Source organism: Flavobacterium sp. 123 (assembly GCF_003634825.1).
Classification (GTDB): Bacteria; Bacteroidota; Bacteroidia; order Flavobacteriales; family Flavobacteriaceae; genus Flavobacterium.
Window position 1 is genome coordinate 108,780 of the sequence record NZ_RBXD01000001.1, and the last position, 22,705, is coordinate 131,484.

Genomic DNA, 22,705 nt, shown 5'->3' on the forward strand with positions numbered 1-22,705 from the left:
CAAAAATAATAAAACACAACAGATGAAATTTATAGTATCGAGTTCATACTTATTAAAACAATTACAAGTTTTAGGTAGCGTTATCAATAGTAGCAATACTTTACCTATTTTAGATAACTTTTTATTTGAATTAGACCACAATGTATTAACCGTTTCTGCTTCGGATCTAGAAACTACAATGTCAGCTACATTAGATATTGATTCAACCAGTAAAGGAAGCGTTGCTGTTCCTGCAAAATTACTTTTGGAAATTCTTAAAACATTCCCAGAGCAACCACTAACTTTTACAGTTGAGGAAAACAGCACTATAGAAATCAGTTCAAATTCAGGTAAATATGCTTTGGCTTATGCTCCTGGTGATGAATTTCCAAAATCAGTAAATCTAGATGAACCTTCTGTAACACTAGTTCCTTCAGATGTTTTGGCAACAGCTATCAGCAAAACTATTTTTGCAGCTGGAAATGATGATTTACGTCCTGTTATGTCAGGTGTATTCTTCCAATTCTCGCCACAAGGATTAACTTTTGTAGCTACTGATGCTCACAAATTAGTAAAATATGCACGTACTGATGTAACAGCTTCTCAAGTAGCTGATTTTATCATGCCGAAGAAACCGTTGAACATCTTAAAAAATATCCTTTCAACATCAGATACTGAAGTAAAAATTGAATACAACGATTCAAATGCTACTTTCTCTTTTGATAATTACATCTTGATGTGCCGTTTAATAGATGGAAAATATCCAAACTACGAAGCGGTTATCCCAAAAGAAAACCCAAATAAACTAATGATTGATCGTTCTCAATTCTTGAGTTCTGTTCGTCGTGTGGCAATCTTTTCGAATAAAACTACACACCAAATTCGTTTGAAAATAGCTGGAGCTGAATTGAATGTTTCTGCGGAAGATATTGATTACTCTAACAAAGCTGAGGAAAGATTGACTTGTGATTATCAAGGTGATGATATGCAAATAGGGTATAATTCTCGTTTCCTTACTGAAATGTTGACCAACTTACAATCCGATATGATTATGCTTGAAATGTCATTACCTAACAGAGCTGGAATCCTAACTCCAGTTGATGGATTAGAAGAAGGTGAAACTGTTACAATGCTTGTAATGCCAGTTATGTTGAATAGCTAATTCATAATAAAATAGCAAACTAACCAAAACCATTTATATTAAAAAACCACAATTTCTAACCAAAATTGTGGTTTATTGTTTTTATAATAAATTGGAATTTTAGAACCCGTTTGCTTAAATCACACCCATCTTTTTCATTAGGAATGTGGCACTTTTGTTTTGACAAATCCCATCCCGAAGTTTATAATCAAAATACAATTCATCGTTTTTAATCTCAACTTCAAAGCATTTATTAGTCAAAACATTTGGATACTCATTTGTAGTCAGACACACTTCAATATCATGAGTTGCAATAGCTCCAATGGTCTTCTTTTTAATCACTTTTTTAACCACTTCAATTGTTCCATTACGTTTGTCATCAGAATTTGTTCCTCGTAATATTTCGTCTAATAAAACAAAAGCGGGACTGACTTCTAATTCATCCATAATCAGTTTTAAACGTTTGATTTCAGCAAAGAAATAAGATTCACTATCCGACAAAGAATCGGATAATCGCATCGAAACCAAAACGGGTAACGGATGCACATTTGCCTGACTAGCACAAACAGAAGAACCAATACCAGTTAATACCATATTTATTCCCAAGCTTCTCAAAAACGTACTTTTACCTGACATATTTGAACCCGTTAAAATCATAAACGACTGCGGATAAAATTGTACCTCATTCCCTATTCTAGTTTCAGGATTCAATAACGGATGGCTTAAATTAGAGAACTCAATTTCAAAATTGGTATTCAAAGTTGGATAAACAAAATCAGGATTATTATACGAAAGATTCGCTAAACTATTTAACATTTCAAATTCGCCGATAACTTCAAGCCAATCTTCTAATGCATCAGCGTGGTCTTTACGCCATTGGATTAAAGCTTTAAGCACGTGAAAATTAAATAAAAAAGTTCCGTTAAAAACTAATCCAGTAACAAAGTTTCCAATACTATCCATCTTTGAAAACAAATTAGCTAACTGTTTCAAATGAACGCTAGCATTCTCTTTTTTATAGGTAAGACGTTTTTGTAAATCGATTAATCGTTCCGAATGAAATGTTTCTTCCTCAATTTTTTGCATCAACAAAGCATACTTATTGATAATCATATCAATAGTTGAAGCATTAGCGATTTCTATCTGAATGCGTTTTAAAAACCTACCTAAAAAAGCTAAATTAATAACAAATACATAAGCAAGATAGGATAAGAAAACTGTTTTATAGGTTATTAAATAAGCCATCAAAGTGCCTATAAAAAGCAATGGAAGCACATACGAAATCCAGATGCTAATTTTAGACAATGGAGAACTATTAAACCGATTCCATTGCAAAAGTGTTTTATAACTGGTTTGGTTATCATTGCTTATTTTGGCGAAAGCCAAAAACTCTTGACGCCAATCTATTTTTTCGGATAACTCTTGAACAGCTTTATGATTTCTATGGATATCTTCATTAGGTAAAAGCGTCAATAATTGATTTGCTAATGTTTTTTTGCCAATAAAAGTAGCGGTTCTATTTAGGTTTTGAAACAAAGAATGTTCTCCAAAAATATCTAAATCATAAGCATATGGGTGGTTAAAATCATTGAATTCAACTCCATTTTCGAAAGGATTTTTTTCTCTTTTCAAATAAGCAATTTCATTTTCATTAATTGCTATTAGGGCTTGTTTGATTTGCTTCTGAAAGACTAACTTAGAATGAAAGCGCATTAAAACAAGGAAGATTCCAAAAAACAAAACAGCTAAAGCTATAAAAATAGCTTCTCCATTTTTGATATAATAATACATGCATACCAAAAAAAATACAATAGCACCAAGCCTTAAAATGCTGATACTATTGTATTTTTTATTGATTGTATTCAACTGAACCGAATACAAATCCCTATTTATTTCATACACTCCCATAATTCATCTGATGAGTTGCAAATATAGGAGGTTATTTAAAAAAGCATCCTTTTAAATTGATTGATTTGTATGTAAAAAACTATTTTTAAAATCAATCAATATGCATGGCCAAGATTGGAATGTCAAAATTGGATATTATTTTTTTAGTTAAACTTGGTTTAAATATTCCTTCAAAAAATCCTCTTTTATAAGTAAGCATTGTCAAAACATCAATGCTTTTATAGAGAATAAAATCATATATAGTTTCTTTTACTTCATCGCTGTTAATCACAAAAAACTCAATTGGGTCATCTCTAAACTCATTTTCCCATGCTTCAATAGTTTTGGTTTCAACATCTGAATCACTTGTTTTTACATACAAACATTTCACAACTGCGTTTGTTTTTTGGGCAATACTCAAGACTTTTTTTAATGCTTTTTTATCTTTTGGTCTAAAGCGAGTGGTAAATCCAATGGTTTCAATTTTTCTAAATTCTGCTTCTAATGGAACGCATAACATCGGTACATCAACACCAGAAATCACATCATTTGTATTTGTTCCTACAAAAAAAGCCTCCCATCCCGTGGCTCCTGCTGTTCCCATTACTACAAAATCAATTTTATCTTCTTTAATTGATTTTTTAATATTATGTAGTAAATCCCCATCCATAAGCTTATGTGTCATTTTAATTTTATCGAGGTTATGTGCTTCAGCTATAGCGCGCAACTTTGGAATTTCATGTTTGAATACTTCAAATTGAGACAACTCCAATGAATCATAAATAACCGCATAATTTTCAGGAAAAAACTGGTTGTCAAATACTGGCAAATCAAACGAGTGCAGTAAAACAAGTTCGGCTTGAACAATTTTCGCAAATTCTAAAGCATGCACAAACGCATTTGTAGCAACTTCGGAAAAATCTGTTGGAAATAGAATTTTTTTCATCGTATCAAAAATTAATATAGTTTCTATTAAAAAAAAAACAATCTATAAACCCTAAACCTTCTGGTTTACTTTAGAATCTAATTCTTATGAACCGTGAATCGCCAAAATAGGCACATTCACATGAAAACTCAATTTTTTAGAAAGACTAATTTGAAATAATTTTTCGAAGAAGTTTTTGTGATACACGTGCATGGTTATTAAATTCGTTTTATTTAAATCAATAAAATCTAAAATAATCCCTTCAACATCATTCCCCATAATAGAATGCAAGAGCACATCTTCATTTTTTACAATTTCTTCCCATTCTTTTATATTTTCCCGATTGTCAATTTGATGAGGCGCTTTAACATACAAACAATCAATATGCGCTTGAAAAACTTTGGCCAAAGCCATAATCTTTTTCAATATTTGAATATCTTTAGGCAAGTATTCTGTAACAAAAAGTATTTTTTTTATGGGCTGAAAATGGCATCCTTCAGGAATAGCAAGAACAATCGCTTGCGTGTCGTTCATCACTTTTGTGGTATTTGTACCTAAAAAAGTTTCCTTTAAGCCTGAAGCACCTTTGGTACCCATAACTATGTAGTCAATTTTTTCTTTATTAGTTAAAGTGATTGTCTCTTGAATCAAATTCCCTCTAACCAAGACATGACTCATCTTGATGTGCTCTAATTTATTTGCTTCGGCAATTGTTCTTAAAACCGGAACTTCATCCCGATAGTTTTCAAAATTGCTCAATTCCGTTACCTCATAAATTTCTTGTAAATATGGAGTCACGTCAATATAACTGGTTTGAGGTAAATCATAAACATGCAAAGTGATAATTTCAGCATGGATACTTTCAGCCAATTTCAAGGCATAAATAAAGGCGTTTTTAGAAACATCTGAAAAATCTGTGGGAAATAAAATTTTTTTCATAACACAAGTTAATTTATTACCAATCAGTTATTTACATAAAATTACAAAACATATATGAATATAGCATGATAATTATCAGTTTGGCAAATTTTTAACTAAAAATAAAGTTAAAGCATTTAAACCTTGAACTTGTTGACTGCCTATTTTTACTTACTTTTGCATAAAATTGATTTAAAAATATGATTTCAAATGATTCTATAGTTGCTTTAGCCACTCCTTCAGGAGCTGGAGCAATAGCCATAATCCGAATTTCGGGCGAAAATGCCATTGCTATTGGTCATTCTGTTTTTAAATCTATCAAAAATAAAGATTTAAGAAATCAAAAAACTCATACATTACATCTAGGTCATATTATGGATGAAACCAAAACTTTAGACGAAGTTTTAGTTTCTATTTTTAAAGGACCTAACTCCTACACTGGTGAAAATACAATCGAAATTTCTTGTCATGGTTCGACTTATATTCAACAGCAAATTATCCAATTGTTGCTTCGAAAAGGCTGTCGAATGGCTGACCCTGGAGAATTTACCCTTCGTGCTTTCTTGAACGGAAAACTCGATTTATCACAAGCCGAAGCTGTAGCCGATTTGATTTCGTCCGATAATGAAGCGTCTCACCAAATAGCGATGCAACAAATGCGTGGTGGTTTTTCAAATGAAATCGCTAAACTCAGGGAAGAACTTTTGAATTTTGCTTCGCTGATTGAACTCGAATTGGATTTTGCCGAAGAAGATGTTGAATTTGCAGACAGAACCCAATTTCATGAATTAGTCAACCGAATTGAGTTTGTATTGAAACGTTTAATTGATTCTTTTGCCGTGGGGAATGTCATCAAAAATGGAATTCCTGTGGCGATTGTTGGTGAACCAAATGTGGGAAAATCAACACTATTAAATGCTTTATTGAATGAGGAACGTGCTATTGTTTCTGAAATTGCAGGAACTACTCGTGATACCATTGAAGACGAATTAGTCATTGGTGGTATTGGTTTTAGATTTATTGATACTGCTGGAATCCGAGATACTACTGATGTTGTGGAAAGCATTGGAATTCGCAAAACATTTGAAAAAATTGAGCAAGCACAAGTCGTTTTATATTTATTTGAAAGCTTAAAATTTAAAGTTCAAAGTTCAGAATACATCGTAGAAATCGAGAAAATCAAAAATCAATTTCCTCTAAAACCTTTAGTAGTTGTTATCAATAAAATTGATTTGCTTTCAGAAAATGAAGTTCTAAGCATTCGCAAACAACTGGAACCATTAGATGTTAAACTTGAAACCATTTCTGCAAAAGAAAAAATTGGGGTTAATGAACTTAAAAACCAATTACTATCTTTTGTAAACACTGGTGCGCTTCGCAATAACGAAACAATCGTGACTAATACGCGTCATTATGATTCTTTATTGAAAGCTTTGGAAGAAATCCAAAAAGTAAAATACGCATTAGAAACCAATTTATCTAGCGACTTAATGGCTTTAGATATCAAAGAAGCCTTGTATCATTTCGGGATGATAACTGGACAAGTTACCAATGATGAATTGTTAGGGAATATTTTTGCTAATTTCTGTATCGGAAAGTAACCTCACAAAACATAACAAAGCAAAAAATCCCAGTTAAAATGCTATTTTATAACATTTTAACTGGGATTTTCTTTATGTTTATATAGCTTTATTTGCAGATAGTTTGCTCTTTTTTGTACCATTATTGCACCATACACGATAGCGAGGATTTGCAATCCGTGTCCACAATCAAATTCAAAACAAATCTAACAAAATAATAGCTAAATTATTATCTAAACCAGCATAGTTTCTTGCAGATTACTCAACTTTGCAGGCACGGATTGCAAATCCGTGCTATCTGGGAACAATAAAGTTACAGTGGTAGCGAGTGATCTAAATATTACTATACCATCCACTAAACCACGTTAAAAAATTAATGAAGTAGGTTTATTTTTATTTAATTAATTTCTGTAATTTCGGGAAATGAATCTCAATAAAGACCATTTCCCGATTTATATTTTAATAATAGTATTGTTTTTTACTTTGCAATCCTGCGAAAAAAAAATATTAAAAACACCCGAAAAAAAAAGTAATCTAAAAGAAATTGATCGTCTCATTGACCTTGGCGACTACTATTTAGAAAAAACAAAATACGATAGTGCCTTCTATTATCATAATAAGGCAAAGTTTCTTTGTAATCCTAGAACAGACAACACCCGAATTATTTATTCTTTGGAAAGAATGTCAGAAATCCAACAAAACCAGGGCGATTATTACGGAAGTGAGACCTCTATAACAGAAGCCATCCCGTACCTTAATAAAGCTATGGACGGAACATATGAATGTGGCATTTATACTTATCTTGGGATTATTAATCTGAGGCTATTTGATTACGAAAATGCACTTTATTTTTACAATAAGGCACTAAATTCAAAAATAGACGACGTTCGGAAATTAAAATTAAAACATAATATTGCAGTAGTGTACATGGCTAAGAAAGACTACAATCGAGCTATAAAGTTTCTTCTTCCCATGACTTTGAGAAAAAAAATTATAAATGATCCCGCATCATTTTCAAAAGTACTTGATAATTTAGGCTATTCTTACTTCAAAGTGGGGAATCCTAAAGGAATTGATTATTTGAACCGTGCCTTAAAAATAAAGGAACAAATAAAAGATGATTGGGGAATGGCAGCTAGTTATCTTCACCTTTCTAATTATTATAAAGAAAGTAATTTGAAATTATCAAATAAATATGCCCAACTTGGTTATGTTAAGGCTACTAAAGTGAATAGTATTGATGAGCGTTTAGAAGCATTAGCCGCATTAATACAAACCAGCACGGGAAATCAATCGAAGAACTATTCCGAAAAATACATTCAATTAAATGATAGTATTAATAAAGCAAGGCAAAAATCACGAAATCAATTTGCAAAAATAAAATATGATTCCAGAATAGCCAAAGAAGAAAATCTAAAACTAAAATCAAATAAAATTATAACCGAGCTTCAATTAGAACAACAAAAAAACAGAAATCAACTCTTGTATTTTCTTGTTGCTATAGGTATTACTATTACGGGATTCTTGTCCAATTATTTAATTACAAAAAACAAAAAAGACAAGATTAAAATCTCCTATGATACTGAAATTAGAATTGCAAAAAAACTACATGATGAACTAGCAAATGACGTTTTTCAGACAATGGCTTTTGCTGAAACACAGGATTTGTCTTCTAACCAGAACAAAAATGTAATGCTGAATAATTTATATGCAATCTATTCCAGAACACGAAATATTTCTAACGAGAATAACAGCATTGCTATTGGAAGTGAATTTATCAATGGATTTAAAGAAATGATTTCGGGATTTAATTCAAAAGAAGTGACTGTTTTAGTTAATGGAATGAATCTTATTGAATGGATGAAATTAGAAAGTAATAAAAAAATTGTTGTTTATAGGGTTGTTCAAGAACTACTAGTCAACATGCGAAAACACAGTAAATGTAGTTTAGTAGTATTAAGTTTTAAAAATAATAAAAATAAATTACAGATTGATTATAGTGATAACGGGATTGGAGCTACTTTAGATGAACAAAATTTGAGAAATGGACTACGTAACATAAAAAATCGTATTGAAGCGGTAAAAGGAAGCATTGCTTTTGACACTAACTCCCACAAAGGATTCAAAACAAGTTTTTCAATTCCAATTTAAGATTACCTACTTATATAGAAACCCTATCTGCTTTTATTTGGGTGCTTTTAACTCAAGTTTAATATAAAAACTAATTTACTTACTCGTTACATTTTTACTGCTTCTATCTTATTCATCAGGTGGTAGTTCGGATAGTTAAGCAATCACTTCGTTCGTCAGGTTAACTTGGCATTTTCTCAATTTGACGTCTTTCTTTTTTCTTTTTCAAAAGCATTATGTTTTTAAATTAAGATATAAACACTTATTATATAATATTATATTTGTATGAAATACTTATATCGATTACTAAGAAAAGCTCATTGAAAATAATTGTCTTTTCTTGTTCGGAAGTTTTTGTTTTTATATTTTTAGCTAGCTATTTCTTAACCAATATTAGTTAAATACTATAAAAACTATGGCAACTTCAAATATTGCATCGGAAAGTAAGTTATTTATGTATTTTTAAAATTATTTTAAAGCTTGAAAAAACTATCATAATCCAAAAATGAAAAAATATTTTCTACACCTCAACAACGAAACTATCGGCCCTTTTGCCCTTGAGGAATTAAAAGCTAATCATATAACTCCATCAACTCCAGTGTGGTTTGAAGGAATGGAAAACTGGCAATATGCAACTGATATTCCTGAATTAAAATCAGTCTTAATTGCAACTCCACCACCTATAAAATCGTTTAATGCGAATGCGACTCCTCCTGCAGCCAGAATAACACATGCTGAAAAACCTTCAACTATTTTAGGATTGTCAAAAAATGCTTTTTGGGGAAGTATTGTATTGTTACTTTTAACTATTGGAACCATAGCTTTTGATAACTATCAAGATACTCGTAGCGAAGAATTGGAACGTAAAAACAAAATAACAGAAAGAGAAAACCAACAGTTTTTACTGCAACAAAAAGAAATTGAAGAACAAAAAGCGCGTATTGCTCAAACTGAAAAAGCAGAAGCGGAACGACAGTTAAATGAACGCAAGCAAACTATCAACAGCCGACTTATTGAGATTAAATCCTTGCTTACTGAAAACAAAACCAATTTAGAAGAAGCCAAAAATAAATTAGTAAAAGCTAAAGATTTTAAAATTCTACGCACTAGCAACGAAAGAAATGAAGAAATTAATACGTTGCAAACACAAATTGATTTTTTGAAAGACGAAATCGTAAAACTAGAAGAAGAGTCAAATCAATTGAATTTAGAATTAGAAAGGATTAATTAAAATATCTGATCTTTTGGTTTAACCAAAAAAATATTAGACCGTTTGTGAGACTGCAATTAAAACTATTGCCAATAACGCAAATAGCAGTCCTAAATAATTCCAATTGGATAGTTTTTCCTTAAAAACCAATACTCCTACTACACTTCCTATTATAATTACACCCATATTCATTCCTGCAAAAACAGTTGATGGGTTTTGAGAAAATTCCTGATGCGCCTTGAGGTAAAAAAGAATATTACCAAAATTTACAATTCCTACCAAAGCTCCAAAAAGAATACTTTTAAGGTCAAATTTTACTTTCCTTAAAACTATTTCGTAAGCAACTACCAAAAACATTATGCTCATAGCAATTCCAAAAACAAAGAATAATGATGTCGTATAAGGCAAAGTTGTATAACTAGCAATTTGCTTAAAAAGAATATCAATAACCCCAAAACCAATAAAAACTACAACTGGGTATTTCCATTTATTTTTGGTGTTTTCTGAAGGCTTAGCAAGTATCAACAAAAGAGCTGGAAATCCAATTAGAAAAGCTATAATCTTAATTACGCTGAAATCTTCTTTGAATAAAAGCCAGGCTGCCAAGATTGGAATAAACAAAGAAAGCCGTTGCGCTGCATCTGTTTTTACAATTCCCATATGCTTTATGGAAGCCACTAAAAAAAGAAAAACTGTAGGCAATAAAACACCTAATGCTAAATAAATAAACCAAGGAGCATCTGATTGCAATTCGGTAAAATCTGGTTGAAAGGAAAAGTAACAAAGTATAAGAGCAAACACATAATTAGAAGCTACAATTTGGGTAGTACTACGTATATTTTTTCGTGCAATTTTAAAAAGAACACCAACAGTTACGCTACAAAAAATACTTAAAACTAGGTATAACATGACTTTATATTTATTGCGCTAAAGTACTATTTATATGTTTATTCAAAACTAGAAATAAAGCCAAATGAAGATGCTCCATTCAAGTTTTCATTTTTGTAAATCAAGTCTATGAGTATTGGGTTTTTTATGATTTTTATAAATTTTAAATTATTCGCAATTAAAAAGAGTAAAATTATCAAATTAAAGATATACAAATAAAAAACACTTGCATTATTATTATATAATTTCAATAAATAGTGATTTTTTTTCAATATTTGTACATAAGAAATAATCATAAAAATAATCCTAATACTATGTCTATAAAAATAGCCATTTCACACAAAACAACATATAAATTTGACCAAAGCGTTAAATTATTCCCTCACGTTTTTAGACTTCGTCCTGCTGTACATTCAAGAACTGCTATCGAGGGATATTCTTTTAAAATTAGTCCCGAGGATCATTTTATAAATTGGCAACAAGACCCTTTTGGAAATTATCAAGCTAGAGTTATTTTTCCTGATAAAATCAAGGAATTAAAAGTCGAGGTCGAAGTAATAGCAAAACTTCAGGTCATTAACCCATTCGATTATTTTGTAGAAGAATATGCTCAGAAGTATCCATTTAAATATGATAATTCACTCGAACAAGAATTAATTCCTTATTTAAAATTAAGCGAAGAAAGTCCCATATTCTTAAAATATATTGAAAGCATAAAAATAAATGATTCCATAGAAATAAATGATTTTTTAGTTTACCTCAATCAAAGTGTTTATAAAACGCTTACTTACAATCTGCGGATGGAAGTTGGTGTGCAAACACCCGAAGAAACATTAAGGATAAAAAGTGGGTCTTGCAGAGATTTTGCTTGGCTATTAATTCATATTTTACGACATTTTGGTTTAGCTGCACGATTTGTTTCTGGTTATATTGTACAATTAGCGCCCGATATAAAATCGCTTGACGGACCATCAGGACCCGAGAATGATTTTACCGATTTACATGCTTGGGTCGAAGTTTATCTTCCAGGAGCTGGTTGGATTGGATTAGATCCTACTTCGGGACTTTTCGCTAGCGAAGGACATATTCCATTATGCTGTACTCCTCATTATCAAAGCGCTGCACCTGTTACTGGTGCAACAGAAAAATGTGAAGTAAGTTTTGATTTCGAAAACAAAGTAACCCGCATTCATGAAGATCCAAGAGTAACTAAACCTTATTCTGACAGACAATGGGAAGATATAATGGCGGTAGGAAATGTTGTTGAAAACGATTTAATTCAAGGTGATGTAAGACTAACTATGGGTGGAGAACCGACCTTCATTTCTATTGATGATTTTGAGGGAGCCGAATGGAATACAGCTGCAGATGGACCACTAAAACGAAAACTAGCCTACGATTTATCACTTCGTTTAAAACAGCGATTTGCTCACGGAGGTTTACTACATTTTGGTCAAGGAAAATGGTATCCCGGAGAATTATTCCCGCGTTGGCAATATGGATTATACTGGAGAAAAGACGGATTTCCTTTGTGGAAAAATGATGCTTTAATAGCAAAAGAAGGAGAAACTCAATTTACTTTTCACGATGCTGAAAAATTCACTATCGAATTAACCAAATTTTTAGGAATTGATACTAAAAATATATTACCTACTTACGAAGATCCCATTTATTGGGCTCTTGAAGAAGGTAAACTTCCGGTGAATTTAGATCCAATGAAAGTGAATTTAAAAGATTCTATCGAAAGGCATAATCTTGCTAGGGTTCTAGAAAAAGGCTTGAATAATCCATCAGGATTTGTTTTGCCAATACAAAAAAATTACGCTCAGGATAATTGGGAAAGTTGTGCTTGGGAATTTAGACGAGGAAACTGCTTTTTAATTCCGGGAAATTCCCCAATTGGTTTGCGTTTACCATTAGATTCCTTGCCCGAGGTTTCCAAAAACAAGAGAGAAACGGTTGTAGATAGAAGTTTATTTGAAGATTTACCGGCTTTAGGAGATTGCTCGGAAAAAGTAAAAAATCGGTATGGAACTATTTCAAAGATTTATAAATCCGTTAAAAAAGTATTGTCTAAAAAAGAGGAAATAAAGAAAGAGGATTCCTTATTATTTGAAGTCGATACTTTCATTACAGCAATGTGCGTGCAAGAACGCGATGGAATGTTGTACATTTTTCTACCACCAACAGATTATTTAGAAGATTATGTAGACTTAATTACTTCGATCGAAATTACTGCCGAAAAATTACAAATGCCAGTACGAATTGAAGGTTATCAACCCAAAACGGATTACAGAGTCGAGAAAATGATGGTTACTCCAGACCCTGGTGTTATTGAAGTCAATGTGCATCCAGCTAAATCTTGGCAAGAAATCGTAGACAATACAACAGCTCTTTACGAAGAAGCCTTTTTATCTCGTTTAGGCACCGATAAATTTATGGTTGATGGTCGTCATACCGGAACTGGAGGAGGAAATCATGTAACATTAGGTGCCGAAAGACCTGAAGATAGTCCCCTATTGCGAAGACCTGATTTATTAAGAAGCTTAATTACCTATTGGCAACACCATCCTGTTTTAAGTTACCTCTTTGCCGGACCTTTTATCGGGCCAACCAGTCAAGCGCCACGTATTGACGAAGGTCGTGATGAGCGTCTTTATGAAATAGAAATTGCTTTTGATCAAATTCCAAAAGATAAAGAAGTTCCTTTTTGGATGGTAGATCGTATTTTTAGAAACCTATTGACAGATATTACCGGAAATACGCACCGTTCCGAGTTTTGTATTGATAAATTATATTCTCCGGATTCATCTACAGGACGTTTGGGAATATTAGAATTGAGGGCTTTTGATATGCCTCCTCACAAACATATGAACTTGGTGCAGAATTTATTAGTTCGTTCCTTGGTCGCAAAATTTTGGAAAGATCCATATGAAAAAAAACTGGTGCGTTGGGGAACGGAATTGCATGATAAATTCCTGTTGCCACATTTTGCTTATTTGGATATGATTGACGTGGTTAATGATTTAAAAGATGCTGGATATAATTTTGATATTTCATGGTTTGATCCTTTCTTCGAATTTAGATATCCGCATCATGGAAACGTGACCATTGATAATATTCAATTAGAAATTCGTTTAGGAATAGAGCCTTGGCATGTACTTGGCGAAGAACAATCTAGTTCTGGAACTTCTCGATTTGTAGATTCTTCATTAGAACGCTTGCAGGTAAAAGTTTCTGGAATCGTACCCGACCGTCATATTTTATTATGCAAAGGCTGCCGAATTCCGTTAAGGAGCACCGGTACTAAAGGAGAATTTGTAGCAGGTATTCGATACAAAGCATGGAACCCACCATCTGCATTGCATCCTAATATTGGAATAGATGTACCTCTAGTTTTTGACTTAGTCGATACTTGGAATAATAAAGTAATTGGCGGTTGTACCTATTTTGTAACGCATCCTGGTGGAAGAAGTTTTGATAGTTTCCCAGTGAATAGTTTTGAAGCAGAATCAAGAAAAATAAGTCGCTTTTGGGATTTTGGTCACACCCCTTCTTCAGGACTTGAGGATGTAGAAAAAGAGAAAGAAATGATTGCAAATAATTCGGCTACTTCTCGTTTTCTGGTAGAATCAAAATCAAATCTTAAACTTGACACACCTTTAGAGCTTATTGATCCAGAATACCCTTATACTTTAGATTTAAGACATTATTGGAAAGCAAAAGAATAGAATAATTACATTGTTGTTCGCTTTAAAAACCTTTATTTTGCAAACCTTAAATCCATTTCATACACTATTAACAAATGATTCAAGATATTTCATTGGGACTGCTTAACACCTATAAAGAGACTATCAATTCATACGATGAAGTTTTAGACCAAAACGGACAAGTAAAGCCGTATTGGCAAGGGCTTTTTGATACTTTAGAATCCGTAGGAATTGAAGGATTGGAGTTGCGCAATCAGGAAATCATAAAAAAATTAAAGGAAAATGGTGTTACCTATAATGTTTATGATTCAAATAGTGAATCCAATCGAGCGTGGAAACTAGACCCAATTCCGTTTCTAATTCACCAATCGGAATGGGAAACAATTGAAAAAGGACTTAAACAAAGAGCGCATTTGCTGGATTTGATTTTAAAAGATATCTATGGCCCACAATTACTAATTAAAAATGCCATCATTCCTGCCGAATTAATTTATGATAATTCTGGTTTTCTGTTGCCTTGTTTTGATATAAAACAAAAACATGACAAACAATTACTGACGTATGCCGTGGATTTAGCCCGTGGTCCTGACGGAAAAATGTGGTTGTTAGACAATAGAACACAATCGCCGTCCGGTTCTGGATATGCGCTGGAAAACCGAATCGTAATGAGTAAGGTTTTCCCAGAACTCAATAAAAAAACATACCGAAGCAGGCTCTCACCTTACTTCAGTCAGTTGCAACAAACCGTTGACACGCTGGGCACTAATACTAACGAAAACCCAAATGTAGTCTTCCTGACTCCCGGTCCCGGAAACGAAACTTATTTTGAACATGTTTATCTTTCATCGTATTTGGGATATACTTTGGTACAAGGAAACGATTTATTAGTTCGAGATGGTTTTGTATGGCTAAAATCAATCGATCAACTCGAACGTGTTGATGTTATTATAAAAAGATTGGATGACGAATGGTGTGATCCGCTTGAATTGCGAAGAGATTCTTTGCTGGGTATTCCCGGTTTATTACAAGTGATTCGTTTGGGAAATGTAGCTGTTTTAAATCCTCCTGGAACCAGTGTTTTAGAAAATTACGGACTTATGGCTTTCATGCAAAATGCCTGTAAATTTTTACTCAAAGAACCTTTATTGATGCCTTCTGTAGCTACCTGGTGGTGCGGACAAGCAAAAGAGTTGCAATATGTTTTAGAACATTTACCACAATTAATTATAAAAAAAACCAATCGAAAACAAGGTTTCCGATCTATTTATGGGCGGTTGTTAAATGAAGAACAATTAGAAGACCTGAAAAAGCTGATTCAAAAAAGCCCCAAAGATTTTGTAGCCCAAGAAGAAGTGAGTTTGTCGACCACTCCTTCTTTCATAAACGGAAAAATAGAACCCCGATATGCCGCCATGAGAGCATTTTTAGTCTCAGACGGTGACGAATATAAAGTAATGCAAGGTGGCTTAACGCGAAGTTCTGCCGTAAAAGGAAAGTTTGAAATATCCAATCAATTGGGTGGAATTTCAAAAGACACTTGGATTATAACCGATACGCCTACCGAATACCAAGAGAAAACAGTAGAACGCAAAAATGCCATCAATCAACTCAACAATTCGTTGACTAGCCGAAATGCTGAAAACTTGTTTTGGGTGGGACGCATGTGCGAAAGAACGATGGCGCTCAGAAGTTTTCTGAAAATCATACTGAACCGACTCAACGAAAACGTGACGACCAAAGGAAATAAACAACCTGATTTTCTAATTGTTTTATTAAAATCGCTTACACATCTCACCCAAACGTATCCAGGATTTGTGGGTAAAATAGCCAAGGATCAAGAAGAAGTTGATACGGAAGCCGTTTTAGAAAATCCAATTGCGGAATTACTTCTTTTGATTAACGATTCCAGAAAATCGGGTTCTGTCTGTTACAACGTTCAAGCTTTATTGAACACCATCAATCAGGTGAGCGAAAAATGGAATCATGATACGCGTCGTATTATTAATTTAGTCGAAGACAGTCTCATTTCTCTTAAAAACACGAATACCAGCAACATCAATCAGGTGAATCATGCTTTAGACAAATTGCATATTCGATTGTTTTCCTTTTATGGAAATATCTATGAAACGCTTCCTCGTGATAATGGTTTTTACTTATTAGAAACCGGAAAAAATGTGGAACGAATTCTATCGCTGATTTCGGTTTTTCGATCTACTTTCAATTTCAAAAAGAATCATGATGAAGAAATTGTTTTAATGGAAGCGATTTTAGAAAACCACCATCTTTTAGCGCAATACCGAAATATTTACAAGTCACATTGGAGTTTAAAAGCGGTTATTAATATGGTCTTTTTAGAAAAAAACCTGCCTTATACGTTATCGTATTTATTAGATACGCTGTCGTATTACTTATCGAAATTACCAAAAACAATGGAACCAAATCGATTGAGTATTGCTGAAAAATCAGTTTTGGAAGCCAGTACAATAATCAAATTAATCGATGCCGAACGTTTGATACAAGTACAGGAAGAAACCCAATTTCGTCCTGAATTAGACCAAACCCTTTCACAAGTATTTGAACTTATTTCTAATGTTTCAAATAACTTGGCAAGCTTGTATTTTAATCATTCTGTGATGCAACATTCTATTTTAAATACTCTTGAAACTATTGATTCTGATGAAATATAAATTAAAACATCAAACCATTTATACCTACGTAAATGCGGTTCATAATTACCAAAGTATTGTGTGCTTACAACCGCAGAATTCTGCGAAACAAACATGCAGTAACTTCAAAATAGAGATTGAACCTAAACCTGCAAAAATTTATAGTCGGAAGGATTTTTTCGGAAATACTTTGCATTATTTTTCGCTTCATGAATCGCATAAATCACTGAAAGTTCTAGTATCTAGCGACATTGAAGTTCTTAATGATATTATTCAGCCTTTAAATCCGATTAGCTGTGAAGACGCACGGAAAAAATTCCAAACAGATCATGCGCTCAAAATTGAAGTCTTACAATATCAATTGCCAAGCCAGTTCATACAATGGGACGAGGAAATAATTGCTTTTGCGCAAAGTTGTCTCCTTCCTGATATTTCGCTTTTCGAAGGGATTTTAAATTTAATCAAAAAAATATACACCGAATTCCAATTCAAATCTGGTTCAACAAATATCAATACTCCACTAAAAACGGTTTTAAAAGAGAGAAAGGGAGTTTGTCAAGATTTTTCACATTTGGCGATTGCTAGTTTGAGAAGTGTTGGTATTCCTGCTCGATACGTAAGTGGCTATATTGAAACTTTACCGCCAAAAGGCAAAGTAAAACTTGAAGGTTCTGATGCGTCACACGCATGGATCTCAGTCTATATTCCAGAAATGGGTTGGTGTGAATTTGACCCAACTAACAATATGATTCCGCAACAAAGACATATTGTAACTGCTTATGGAAGAGATTTTGCTGATGTATCCCCGCTTAAAGGAATCATTTTTAGTTCCGGAGAACATAAAGTAAAAGTTGAAGTTGATGTAATTCCAGTCTAATAATTTTTAAAAAACAAACTCATAAAAAAAAGCACCCCCTACTAACGGCTCGAAAAGCATCGATTATAGATCAGAATACAGCAAATGCTTTATTTATGGAAATTATGGAATCAGAAATACCGCTTGGTTATCAACAAGCTAATTGCCATAATATTTCGCATTACATAAGTTTGCTATTTGAATCTAAAGGGTATTCTTGTGCCAAAATTTGGGCATTTGCGCCTGTAATTTACTCCGTATCTAGTTCAAAATTAATTTCGTTTACAGATAAAAAAAAACTATCTCCAAACGGAAAAATTGACTGGGGTTATCATGTTGCTCCAATATTACAAGTCAAAATTGGAAATAAAGTTCGCAAAATGGTTATTGACCCAAGCCTGTTCCCGAGAGGTCCTGTTCGATATAGAACTTGGTTAGGAAAACTCAAAACCAGAAAACTTATTTATCTGATTATGGATTCTGATTGGTATTTATTTAATTCCTCAATTATTCCTAATTCTCAGTTCCAAATTAATTCTGATGAGGATTTACATCATCTAAATAAACCAAATCTAAAATTACCTGAATCCTTTTCTAATAAATTAATTACTGATTTTTTCAAATATGAAGAAGATTGCAAAAATAATCATTGGGTAGAAAAAGGACTTGCTATCAATGAAACCGCAATTGAGTTCTACAATACCGAAATCAAACCCATACTCAGTTTGGGTTCACAAAAAGAATTAATAAATGATTATAAAAATTTAGTGGGAAATGTTTTCAATTTTGAAACCATATTTAGAGATGAAATGTGGAATTACGAAATGAATATGGAATTTCAAAATAAGCACCAAATCATAATTGCAAAATACCGAGTAATTTATGCTTCTAATGTTTTGAAATGGCAAGAATCTTTGGCGAAATTAAATAAATAGTATAGTCGAGACATGCTTTTTATAAGAAATAAAAAAGGTTTAGAAATTAATCTAAACCTTTTTTAATATTTACAATTTATTGATAAAACTACCGTAAATATCTTTGAATTGATATCCTTCAGAAAAACGATCTTTGCTCAATTTTTTATATTCAACTAGCCCCCAAAGAATAAATTCTTTCATAAAAAACGTATCTTCTTTTTTAATTTCTGGCTGGTATTTTTTGATTAAAACCTCTAGAGGTACAATACTTCCTAAGATTTTTTGGTACTCCTCATCAGAACAATCATCTAATAATTCAAATCCGCTTTCCGCAAAAAACCATTCGACAATATCCGTATAAGGATTTTTCTCTCCTTGTTTTTCTAATTTTTCAATTTTCGGAAAATAAGCTGGGAAGAACGTATGAATGGCGTCGCCAATTAAATGCTGTGCTACAAGAGCTGCACCTTCCTGTTCTCCTTCATAAACTAATTCCACTTTACCTGTAATAGAAGGAATTATTCCCATGAAATCAGACAATCGTAAAGTAGTTTTATCTTCTCCTGATTTCAAGGCACGACGTTCAGCTGTACTTAATAAATTTTCAAAAGCAGTAATACTTAATCGCGCACTTACTCCGCTTTTATGATCAATAAATTCACTTTCTCTAGCTTCAAAACTAATTTGTTCCAATAAATCTTTTGCCAATGAAGGAACATAAACTAAATCACTTTGCAATACATCTAGCTTAGCTTCCTGCTCCGTAATTGTTCTAGCGATTTTTATAGTTTCTGGATAATGTGTCAGAATTTGGGAACCAATTCTATCTTTTAATGGTGTTACAATACTTCCACGGTTGGTATAATCTTCTGGATTTGCAGTGAATACAAATTGCATGTCAAGTGGCATTCTGATTTTAAATCCTCTGATTTGAATATCTCCTTCTTGCAGGATATTGAATAACGCAACTTGAATTCGAGCTTGCAAATCTGGCAATTCATTGATAACAAAAATACAACGATTCGCTCTTGGAATCATCCCAAAATGGATGACGCGATCGTCTGCATAGGATAGTTTTAAATTGGCAGCTTTTATAGGATCTACATCACCTATCAAATCTGCAACAGTAACATCTGGAGTAGCTAATTTTTCATAAAAACGATCGCTTCGATGCAACCAAGAAATCGGAGTGTCATCCCCTTTTGCAGCAATAATTTCTTTAGCAAATCGCGAAATAGGTTTCAAAGGATCATCATTAATTTCTGAACCGCTCACATACGGAATGTATTCATCTAGCAATTCAATCATTTTTCGAGCCAATCGAGTTTTGGCTTGACCACGAAGACCTAATAAATTGATATTATGACGGGATAAAATAGCGCGTTCTAATTCAGGAATTACGGTATTTTCAAAGCCATAAACGCCTTCAAAAGTTTTGATTCCTGATTTTATTTTTTCTCTAAGGTTAGCCCGCAATTCATCCTTAATACTTTTACTTTCGTAACCCGCTTTTTTTAATTCGCCAAGTGTGTGTATGTTGTTCATCTATTTTTTTTATTGAAATTGTTATTGCTATTGACATTGATATTGTTTATTGCAGTTTGCGTTAGGGATAGAAGTGGAAATCCATTTTTTCTTTTTTCAGAAAAAAAGATTGAAACGAATAGCCCGACCCTTGTGGGAACGCCCAAAACTATTTTATTCTTTTCTTTCTGTTAGTTTCATAATCCTCAAAAATCATTTCACCTAAACCTTTCAAACCGGTATAAAATGCTTTTCCTTGATTTGCCTCAGTAAATCTATTTACAAATTTTTGTAAATAAGGATCATTTGCAATCATGAACGTAGTTATAGGAATATGTAATTTTCGAGCTTGTTGCGCTTGAGTATAACATTTGTCTACAATATATTCATCAAGACCATTGCTATTCATATAATAAGAACCATCTTTTTCACGAACACAGCTAGGTTTACCATCTGTAATCATGAAAATTTGTTTGTTTGTATTTCTCTTTCTACGAAGCAAATCCATAGCCAGTTGTAATCCCGCAACCGTATTAGTGTGGTAAGGTCCGACTTTTAAATACGGTAAATCACTGATAGATATTGTCCAAGCATCATTTCCAAAAACTAAAATATTTAAAGTATCTTTTGGATAGCGCGTTGTAATTAATTCAGCTAAAGCCATTGCGACTTTTTTGGCAGGTGTAATTCGGTCTTCTCCATACAAAATCATACTGTGACTTATATCAATCATCAATACAGTACTCATTTGGGATTTATACTGGGTTTCTTCAACAACCAAATCATTTTCTGTAAGTATAAAATCAGCAACACCATTATTGATTTGGGCATTACGCAAGCTTTCGGTCAAAGAAATTCGTTCCAATCCATCACCAAAATGAAATTCACGGAATTCGCCCGTATGTTCATCTCCGTTTCCTACATGTTTTGTTTTGTGATTTCCAGTTCCAGAACGTTTTAGATTTCCAAAAATAGTGTCCAATGCTTGTTGTCTAATCGCACGTTCAGTCTTGGCAGTAATTCCAATTCCTGAAGTTCCATCGTCTTTCAGTTCTTCACGGATATAGCCTTTTTTCTTTAAATCTTCAATGAAATCATCAATGGTGTAGTGTTCATCCGTGAGTTTATATTCTTTATCTAATTCACGCAACCAATCAATAGCTTCATCAAAATCTCCTGAAGTATGTGTGATTAATTCTTTGAAAATACCAAAGAGTTTGTCAAACGGAGACTGGAATGGCGCTTCGTATTGCTTGAAATAAAATCCTTTTCTATTATCTTTTTCCATAGAAAATAAATTTACATCATTTTAAAATGTAGTTCAAACAAACGTTTATTAATTTTTAGTTAAAAACTCAATAAAATGATCCATCTACATAAAACCAACTTCCGTTTTCGAAGACAAAAGTGGAGTCTTCATGATGAATTTGGTTATTTCCGTTGCTATCTATAAAATAGGCCTTGAATTCTACGGTGTTTTCTGTAGCCTTAATAATTTCTAGTTTCAACCATTTATTGCTTACCGACCAATTCAAAATATCAGATTTCAAATGGTATTTTCTTTCTGAAACATGAGTAGTTTCAACTAAATAATCGACGGCATGAGTAACATAAGCAACATATCTGGAACGCATCAAAGCTTCCGCAGTTGGCGCTTTTTTGGTTCTATTTACAAAAGGCTCACAACAGTCTAAGCTATTTTTTTGTGAACCACAGTAGCATTTATTTTGTGCCATTTCAAATTAAATTTGACCGTCAAGTGCAATAATTTTTTGATGCAATTGATTCAACAATACTTGATATTTACTAATTTCAATTAAATCTTCATCATCTTCAAGAAAATCAAGTAATTCATCTAATTCTTCACTTACTTCAACTAATTTATTGTTTGCTTCTTTTCCGTTTCTATTCGCAATCAAATCAATTATTTCTTGAACCCCTTTTTTGAGATCTGTAAATTTATCTTCCATATTTAATTGTATTTATTATTGCTCTGAAGCTTTACTATCATTAAACTTTTTCGCTATTTGTTTTAATTTTTCCTTACGAAGAATTTCTGCTTGCTTGACTTTATCCTGCGCTTTGTGCAATTTATCGTTATGCTTTTTAATATTTCTTTCGTTATTTCTGCCCATAATTAACTTTGTTATTCTTCTTAGAGTTTTGACAAAGATAAAAATTAGTTTAGCTATTCCCTTGTTATTAAAGAGAAAACGATGGGTTTAAGAAATTCTTCAAAATGAGTTTTAAATAATTCTTTAAAATTGATAGTTAATTTAAATAAAAATAGTTAATTTTAAAATTATAATCGAAAATGAAATACAGATAATTTAAAATAAACGTATATTATCCATACAACTCGCTTAGCCCCGAA

17 protein-coding genes are annotated in these 22,705 nt (G+C 32.6%); 8 read left to right on the plus strand and 9 right to left on the minus strand.

Annotated elements, in window-relative coordinates:
- The first annotated feature begins 22 nt into the window (after positions 1-22).
- On the plus strand, positions 23-1,141 hold the full coding sequence (gene dnaN / locus C8C88_RS00505; protein ID WP_121336265.1) for a DNA polymerase III subunit beta: 1,119 nt from the start codon (positions 23-25) through the stop codon (positions 1,139-1,141).
- 114 nt (positions 1,142-1,255) lie between these two features.
- Here dnaN and C8C88_RS00510 read toward each other — a convergent pair whose 3' ends face one another.
- The 3 genes from C8C88_RS00510 to C8C88_RS00520 all read right to left on the minus strand — a co-directional run bounded on the left by C8C88_RS00510 (position 1,256) and on the right by C8C88_RS00520 (position 4,871).
- The gene (locus C8C88_RS00510; protein WP_121336266.1) at positions 1,256-3,028 is read right to left on the minus strand and encodes a DNA mismatch repair protein; all 1,773 of its coding nucleotides are present in this window, start codon (positions 3,026-3,028) and stop codon (positions 1,256-1,258) included.
- A 91-nt stretch (positions 3,029-3,119) separates the two neighbouring features.
- Positions 3,120-3,953, minus strand: a complete 834-nt coding sequence (locus tag C8C88_RS00515; protein ID WP_121336267.1) for a universal stress protein — start codon at positions 3,951-3,953, stop codon at positions 3,120-3,122.
- A gap of 84 nt (positions 3,954-4,037) precedes the next feature.
- On the minus strand, positions 4,038-4,871 hold the full coding sequence (locus C8C88_RS00520; protein ID WP_121336268.1) for a universal stress protein: 834 nt from the start codon (positions 4,869-4,871) through the stop codon (positions 4,038-4,040).
- Between the two features lie 179 nt (positions 4,872-5,050).
- Here C8C88_RS00520 and mnmE point away from each other — a divergent pair, with 179 nt between their 5' ends.
- The 3 genes from mnmE (at position 5,051) to C8C88_RS00535 (ending at position 9,791) form a co-directional block, all read left to right on the plus strand.
- A complete protein-coding gene (gene mnmE, locus C8C88_RS00525; RefSeq protein ID WP_121336269.1) occupies positions 5,051-6,451 on the plus strand; it encodes a tRNA uridine-5-carboxymethylaminomethyl(34) synthesis GTPase MnmE in 1,401 nt (466 codons plus the stop codon).
- Positions 6,452-6,853: 402 nt separating this feature from the next.
- Positions 6,854-8,581 carry an ATP-binding protein gene (locus C8C88_RS00530; protein ID WP_121336270.1) on the plus strand — a complete coding sequence of 576 codons (1,728 nt, stop codon included), beginning with the start codon at positions 6,854-6,856 and terminating at the stop codon, positions 8,579-8,581.
- A 484-nt stretch (positions 8,582-9,065) separates the two neighbouring features.
- Complete coding sequence (locus C8C88_RS00535) at positions 9,066-9,791, plus strand: DUF4339 domain-containing protein (RefSeq protein ID WP_121336271.1); 726 nt, start codon at positions 9,066-9,068, stop codon at positions 9,789-9,791.
- Positions 9,792-9,824: 33 nt separating this feature from the next.
- Here the strand turns inward: C8C88_RS00535 and C8C88_RS00540 are convergent, their stop codons facing one another.
- Positions 9,825-10,679 carry a DMT family transporter gene (locus C8C88_RS00540; protein WP_121336272.1) on the minus strand — a complete coding sequence of 285 codons (855 nt, stop codon included), beginning with the start codon at positions 10,677-10,679 and terminating at the stop codon, positions 9,825-9,827.
- A gap of 293 nt (positions 10,680-10,972) precedes the next feature.
- On the opposite strand from C8C88_RS00540, the gene C8C88_RS00550 reads away from it, so the two are divergent.
- The 4 genes from C8C88_RS00550 (at position 10,973) to C8C88_RS00565 (ending at position 18,825) form a co-directional block, all read left to right on the plus strand.
- Entirely contained in the window at positions 10,973-14,389 is a 3,417-nt protein-coding gene (locus C8C88_RS00550) for a DUF2126 domain-containing protein (RefSeq protein WP_121336274.1), read from the plus strand.
- Positions 14,390-14,463: 74 nt separating this feature from the next.
- On the plus strand, positions 14,464-17,055 hold the full coding sequence (locus C8C88_RS00555) for a circularly permuted type 2 ATP-grasp protein (protein ID WP_121336275.1): 2,592 nt from the start codon (positions 14,464-14,466) through the stop codon (positions 17,053-17,055).
- Positions 17,045-17,911, plus strand: a complete 867-nt coding sequence (locus tag C8C88_RS00560; protein ID WP_121336276.1) for a transglutaminase family protein — start codon at positions 17,045-17,047, stop codon at positions 17,909-17,911. Before C8C88_RS00555 ends, C8C88_RS00560 begins: the two co-directional genes overlap by 11 nt.
- 95 nt (positions 17,912-18,006) lie before the next feature.
- Complete coding sequence (locus C8C88_RS00565; protein ID WP_121336277.1) at positions 18,007-18,825, plus strand: protein-glutamine glutaminase family protein; 819 nt, start codon at positions 18,007-18,009, stop codon at positions 18,823-18,825.
- A 69-nt stretch (positions 18,826-18,894) separates the two neighbouring features.
- On the opposite strand, the gene C8C88_RS00570 is transcribed toward C8C88_RS00565, so the two are convergent.
- The 5 genes from C8C88_RS00570 to C8C88_RS12895 all read right to left on the minus strand — a co-directional run bounded on the left by C8C88_RS00570 (position 18,895) and on the right by C8C88_RS12895 (position 22,466).
- Complete coding sequence (locus C8C88_RS00570) at positions 18,895-20,352, minus strand: magnesium chelatase (protein ID WP_121336278.1); 1,458 nt, start codon at positions 20,350-20,352, stop codon at positions 18,895-18,897.
- 148 nt (positions 20,353-20,500) lie between these two features.
- Positions 20,501-21,619: a VWA domain-containing protein gene (locus tag C8C88_RS00575; RefSeq protein WP_121336279.1), complete on the minus strand. Its 1,119-nt coding sequence runs from the start codon at positions 21,617-21,619 to the stop codon at positions 20,501-20,503.
- A gap of 67 nt (positions 21,620-21,686) precedes the next feature.
- On the minus strand, positions 21,687-22,067 hold the full coding sequence (locus C8C88_RS00580) for a YchJ family protein (RefSeq protein ID WP_121336280.1): 381 nt from the start codon (positions 22,065-22,067) through the stop codon (positions 21,687-21,689).
- A gap of 6 nt (positions 22,068-22,073) precedes the next feature.
- Positions 22,074-22,301 carry a hypothetical protein gene (locus C8C88_RS00585; protein ID WP_121336281.1) on the minus strand — a complete coding sequence of 76 codons (228 nt, stop codon included), beginning with the start codon at positions 22,299-22,301 and terminating at the stop codon, positions 22,074-22,076.
- 15 nt (positions 22,302-22,316) lie between these two features.
- Positions 22,317-22,466: a hypothetical protein gene (locus tag C8C88_RS12895; RefSeq protein WP_199711370.1), complete on the minus strand. Its 150-nt coding sequence runs from the start codon at positions 22,464-22,466 to the stop codon at positions 22,317-22,319.
- Positions 22,467-22,705 lie beyond the last annotated feature (239 nt).

What these genes read in the sequence shown, in the direction of transcription:
- dnaN (WP_121336265.1), top strand. Translation starts at nt 23, where the DNA reads ATGAAATTTATAGTATCGAGTTCATACTTATTAAAACAATTACAAGTT.
- C8C88_RS00510 (WP_121336266.1), bottom strand. Translation starts at nt 3,028, where the DNA reads ATGGGAGTGTATGAAATAAATAGGGATTTGTATTCGGTTCAGTTGAAT.
- C8C88_RS00515 (WP_121336267.1), bottom strand. Translation starts at nt 3,953, where the DNA reads ATGAAAAAAATTCTATTTCCAACAGATTTTTCCGAAGTTGCTACAAAT.
- C8C88_RS00520 (WP_121336268.1), bottom strand. Translation starts at nt 4,871, where the DNA reads ATGAAAAAAATTTTATTTCCCACAGATTTTTCAGATGTTTCTAAAAAC.
- mnmE (WP_121336269.1), top strand. Translation starts at nt 5,051, where the DNA reads ATGATTTCAAATGATTCTATAGTTGCTTTAGCCACTCCTTCAGGAGCT.
- C8C88_RS00530 (WP_121336270.1), top strand. Translation starts at nt 6,854, where the DNA reads ATGAATCTCAATAAAGACCATTTCCCGATTTATATTTTAATAATAGTA.
- C8C88_RS00535 (WP_121336271.1), top strand. Translation starts at nt 9,066, where the DNA reads ATGAAAAAATATTTTCTACACCTCAACAACGAAACTATCGGCCCTTTT.
- C8C88_RS00540 (WP_121336272.1), bottom strand. Translation starts at nt 10,679, where the DNA reads ATGTTATACCTAGTTTTAAGTATTTTTTGTAGCGTAACTGTTGGTGTT.
- C8C88_RS00550 (WP_121336274.1), top strand. Translation starts at nt 10,973, where the DNA reads ATGTCTATAAAAATAGCCATTTCACACAAAACAACATATAAATTTGAC.
- C8C88_RS00555 (WP_121336275.1), top strand. Translation starts at nt 14,464, where the DNA reads ATGATTCAAGATATTTCATTGGGACTGCTTAACACCTATAAAGAGACT.
- C8C88_RS00560 (WP_121336276.1), top strand. Translation starts at nt 17,045, where the DNA reads ATGAAATATAAATTAAAACATCAAACCATTTATACCTACGTAAATGCG.
- C8C88_RS00565 (WP_121336277.1), top strand. Translation starts at nt 18,007, where the DNA reads ATGGAAATTATGGAATCAGAAATACCGCTTGGTTATCAACAAGCTAAT.
- C8C88_RS00570 (WP_121336278.1), bottom strand. Translation starts at nt 20,352, where the DNA reads ATGAACAACATACACACACTTGGCGAATTAAAAAAAGCGGGTTACGAA.
- C8C88_RS00575 (WP_121336279.1), bottom strand. Translation starts at nt 21,619, where the DNA reads ATGGAAAAAGATAATAGAAAAGGATTTTATTTCAAGCAATACGAAGCG.
- C8C88_RS00580 (WP_121336280.1), bottom strand. Translation starts at nt 22,067, where the DNA reads ATGGCACAAAATAAATGCTACTGTGGTTCACAAAAAAATAGCTTAGAC.
- C8C88_RS00585 (WP_121336281.1), bottom strand. Translation starts at nt 22,301, where the DNA reads ATGGAAGATAAATTTACAGATCTCAAAAAAGGGGTTCAAGAAATAATT.
- C8C88_RS12895 (WP_199711370.1), bottom strand. Translation starts at nt 22,466, where the DNA reads ATGGGCAGAAATAACGAAAGAAATATTAAAAAGCATAACGATAAATTG.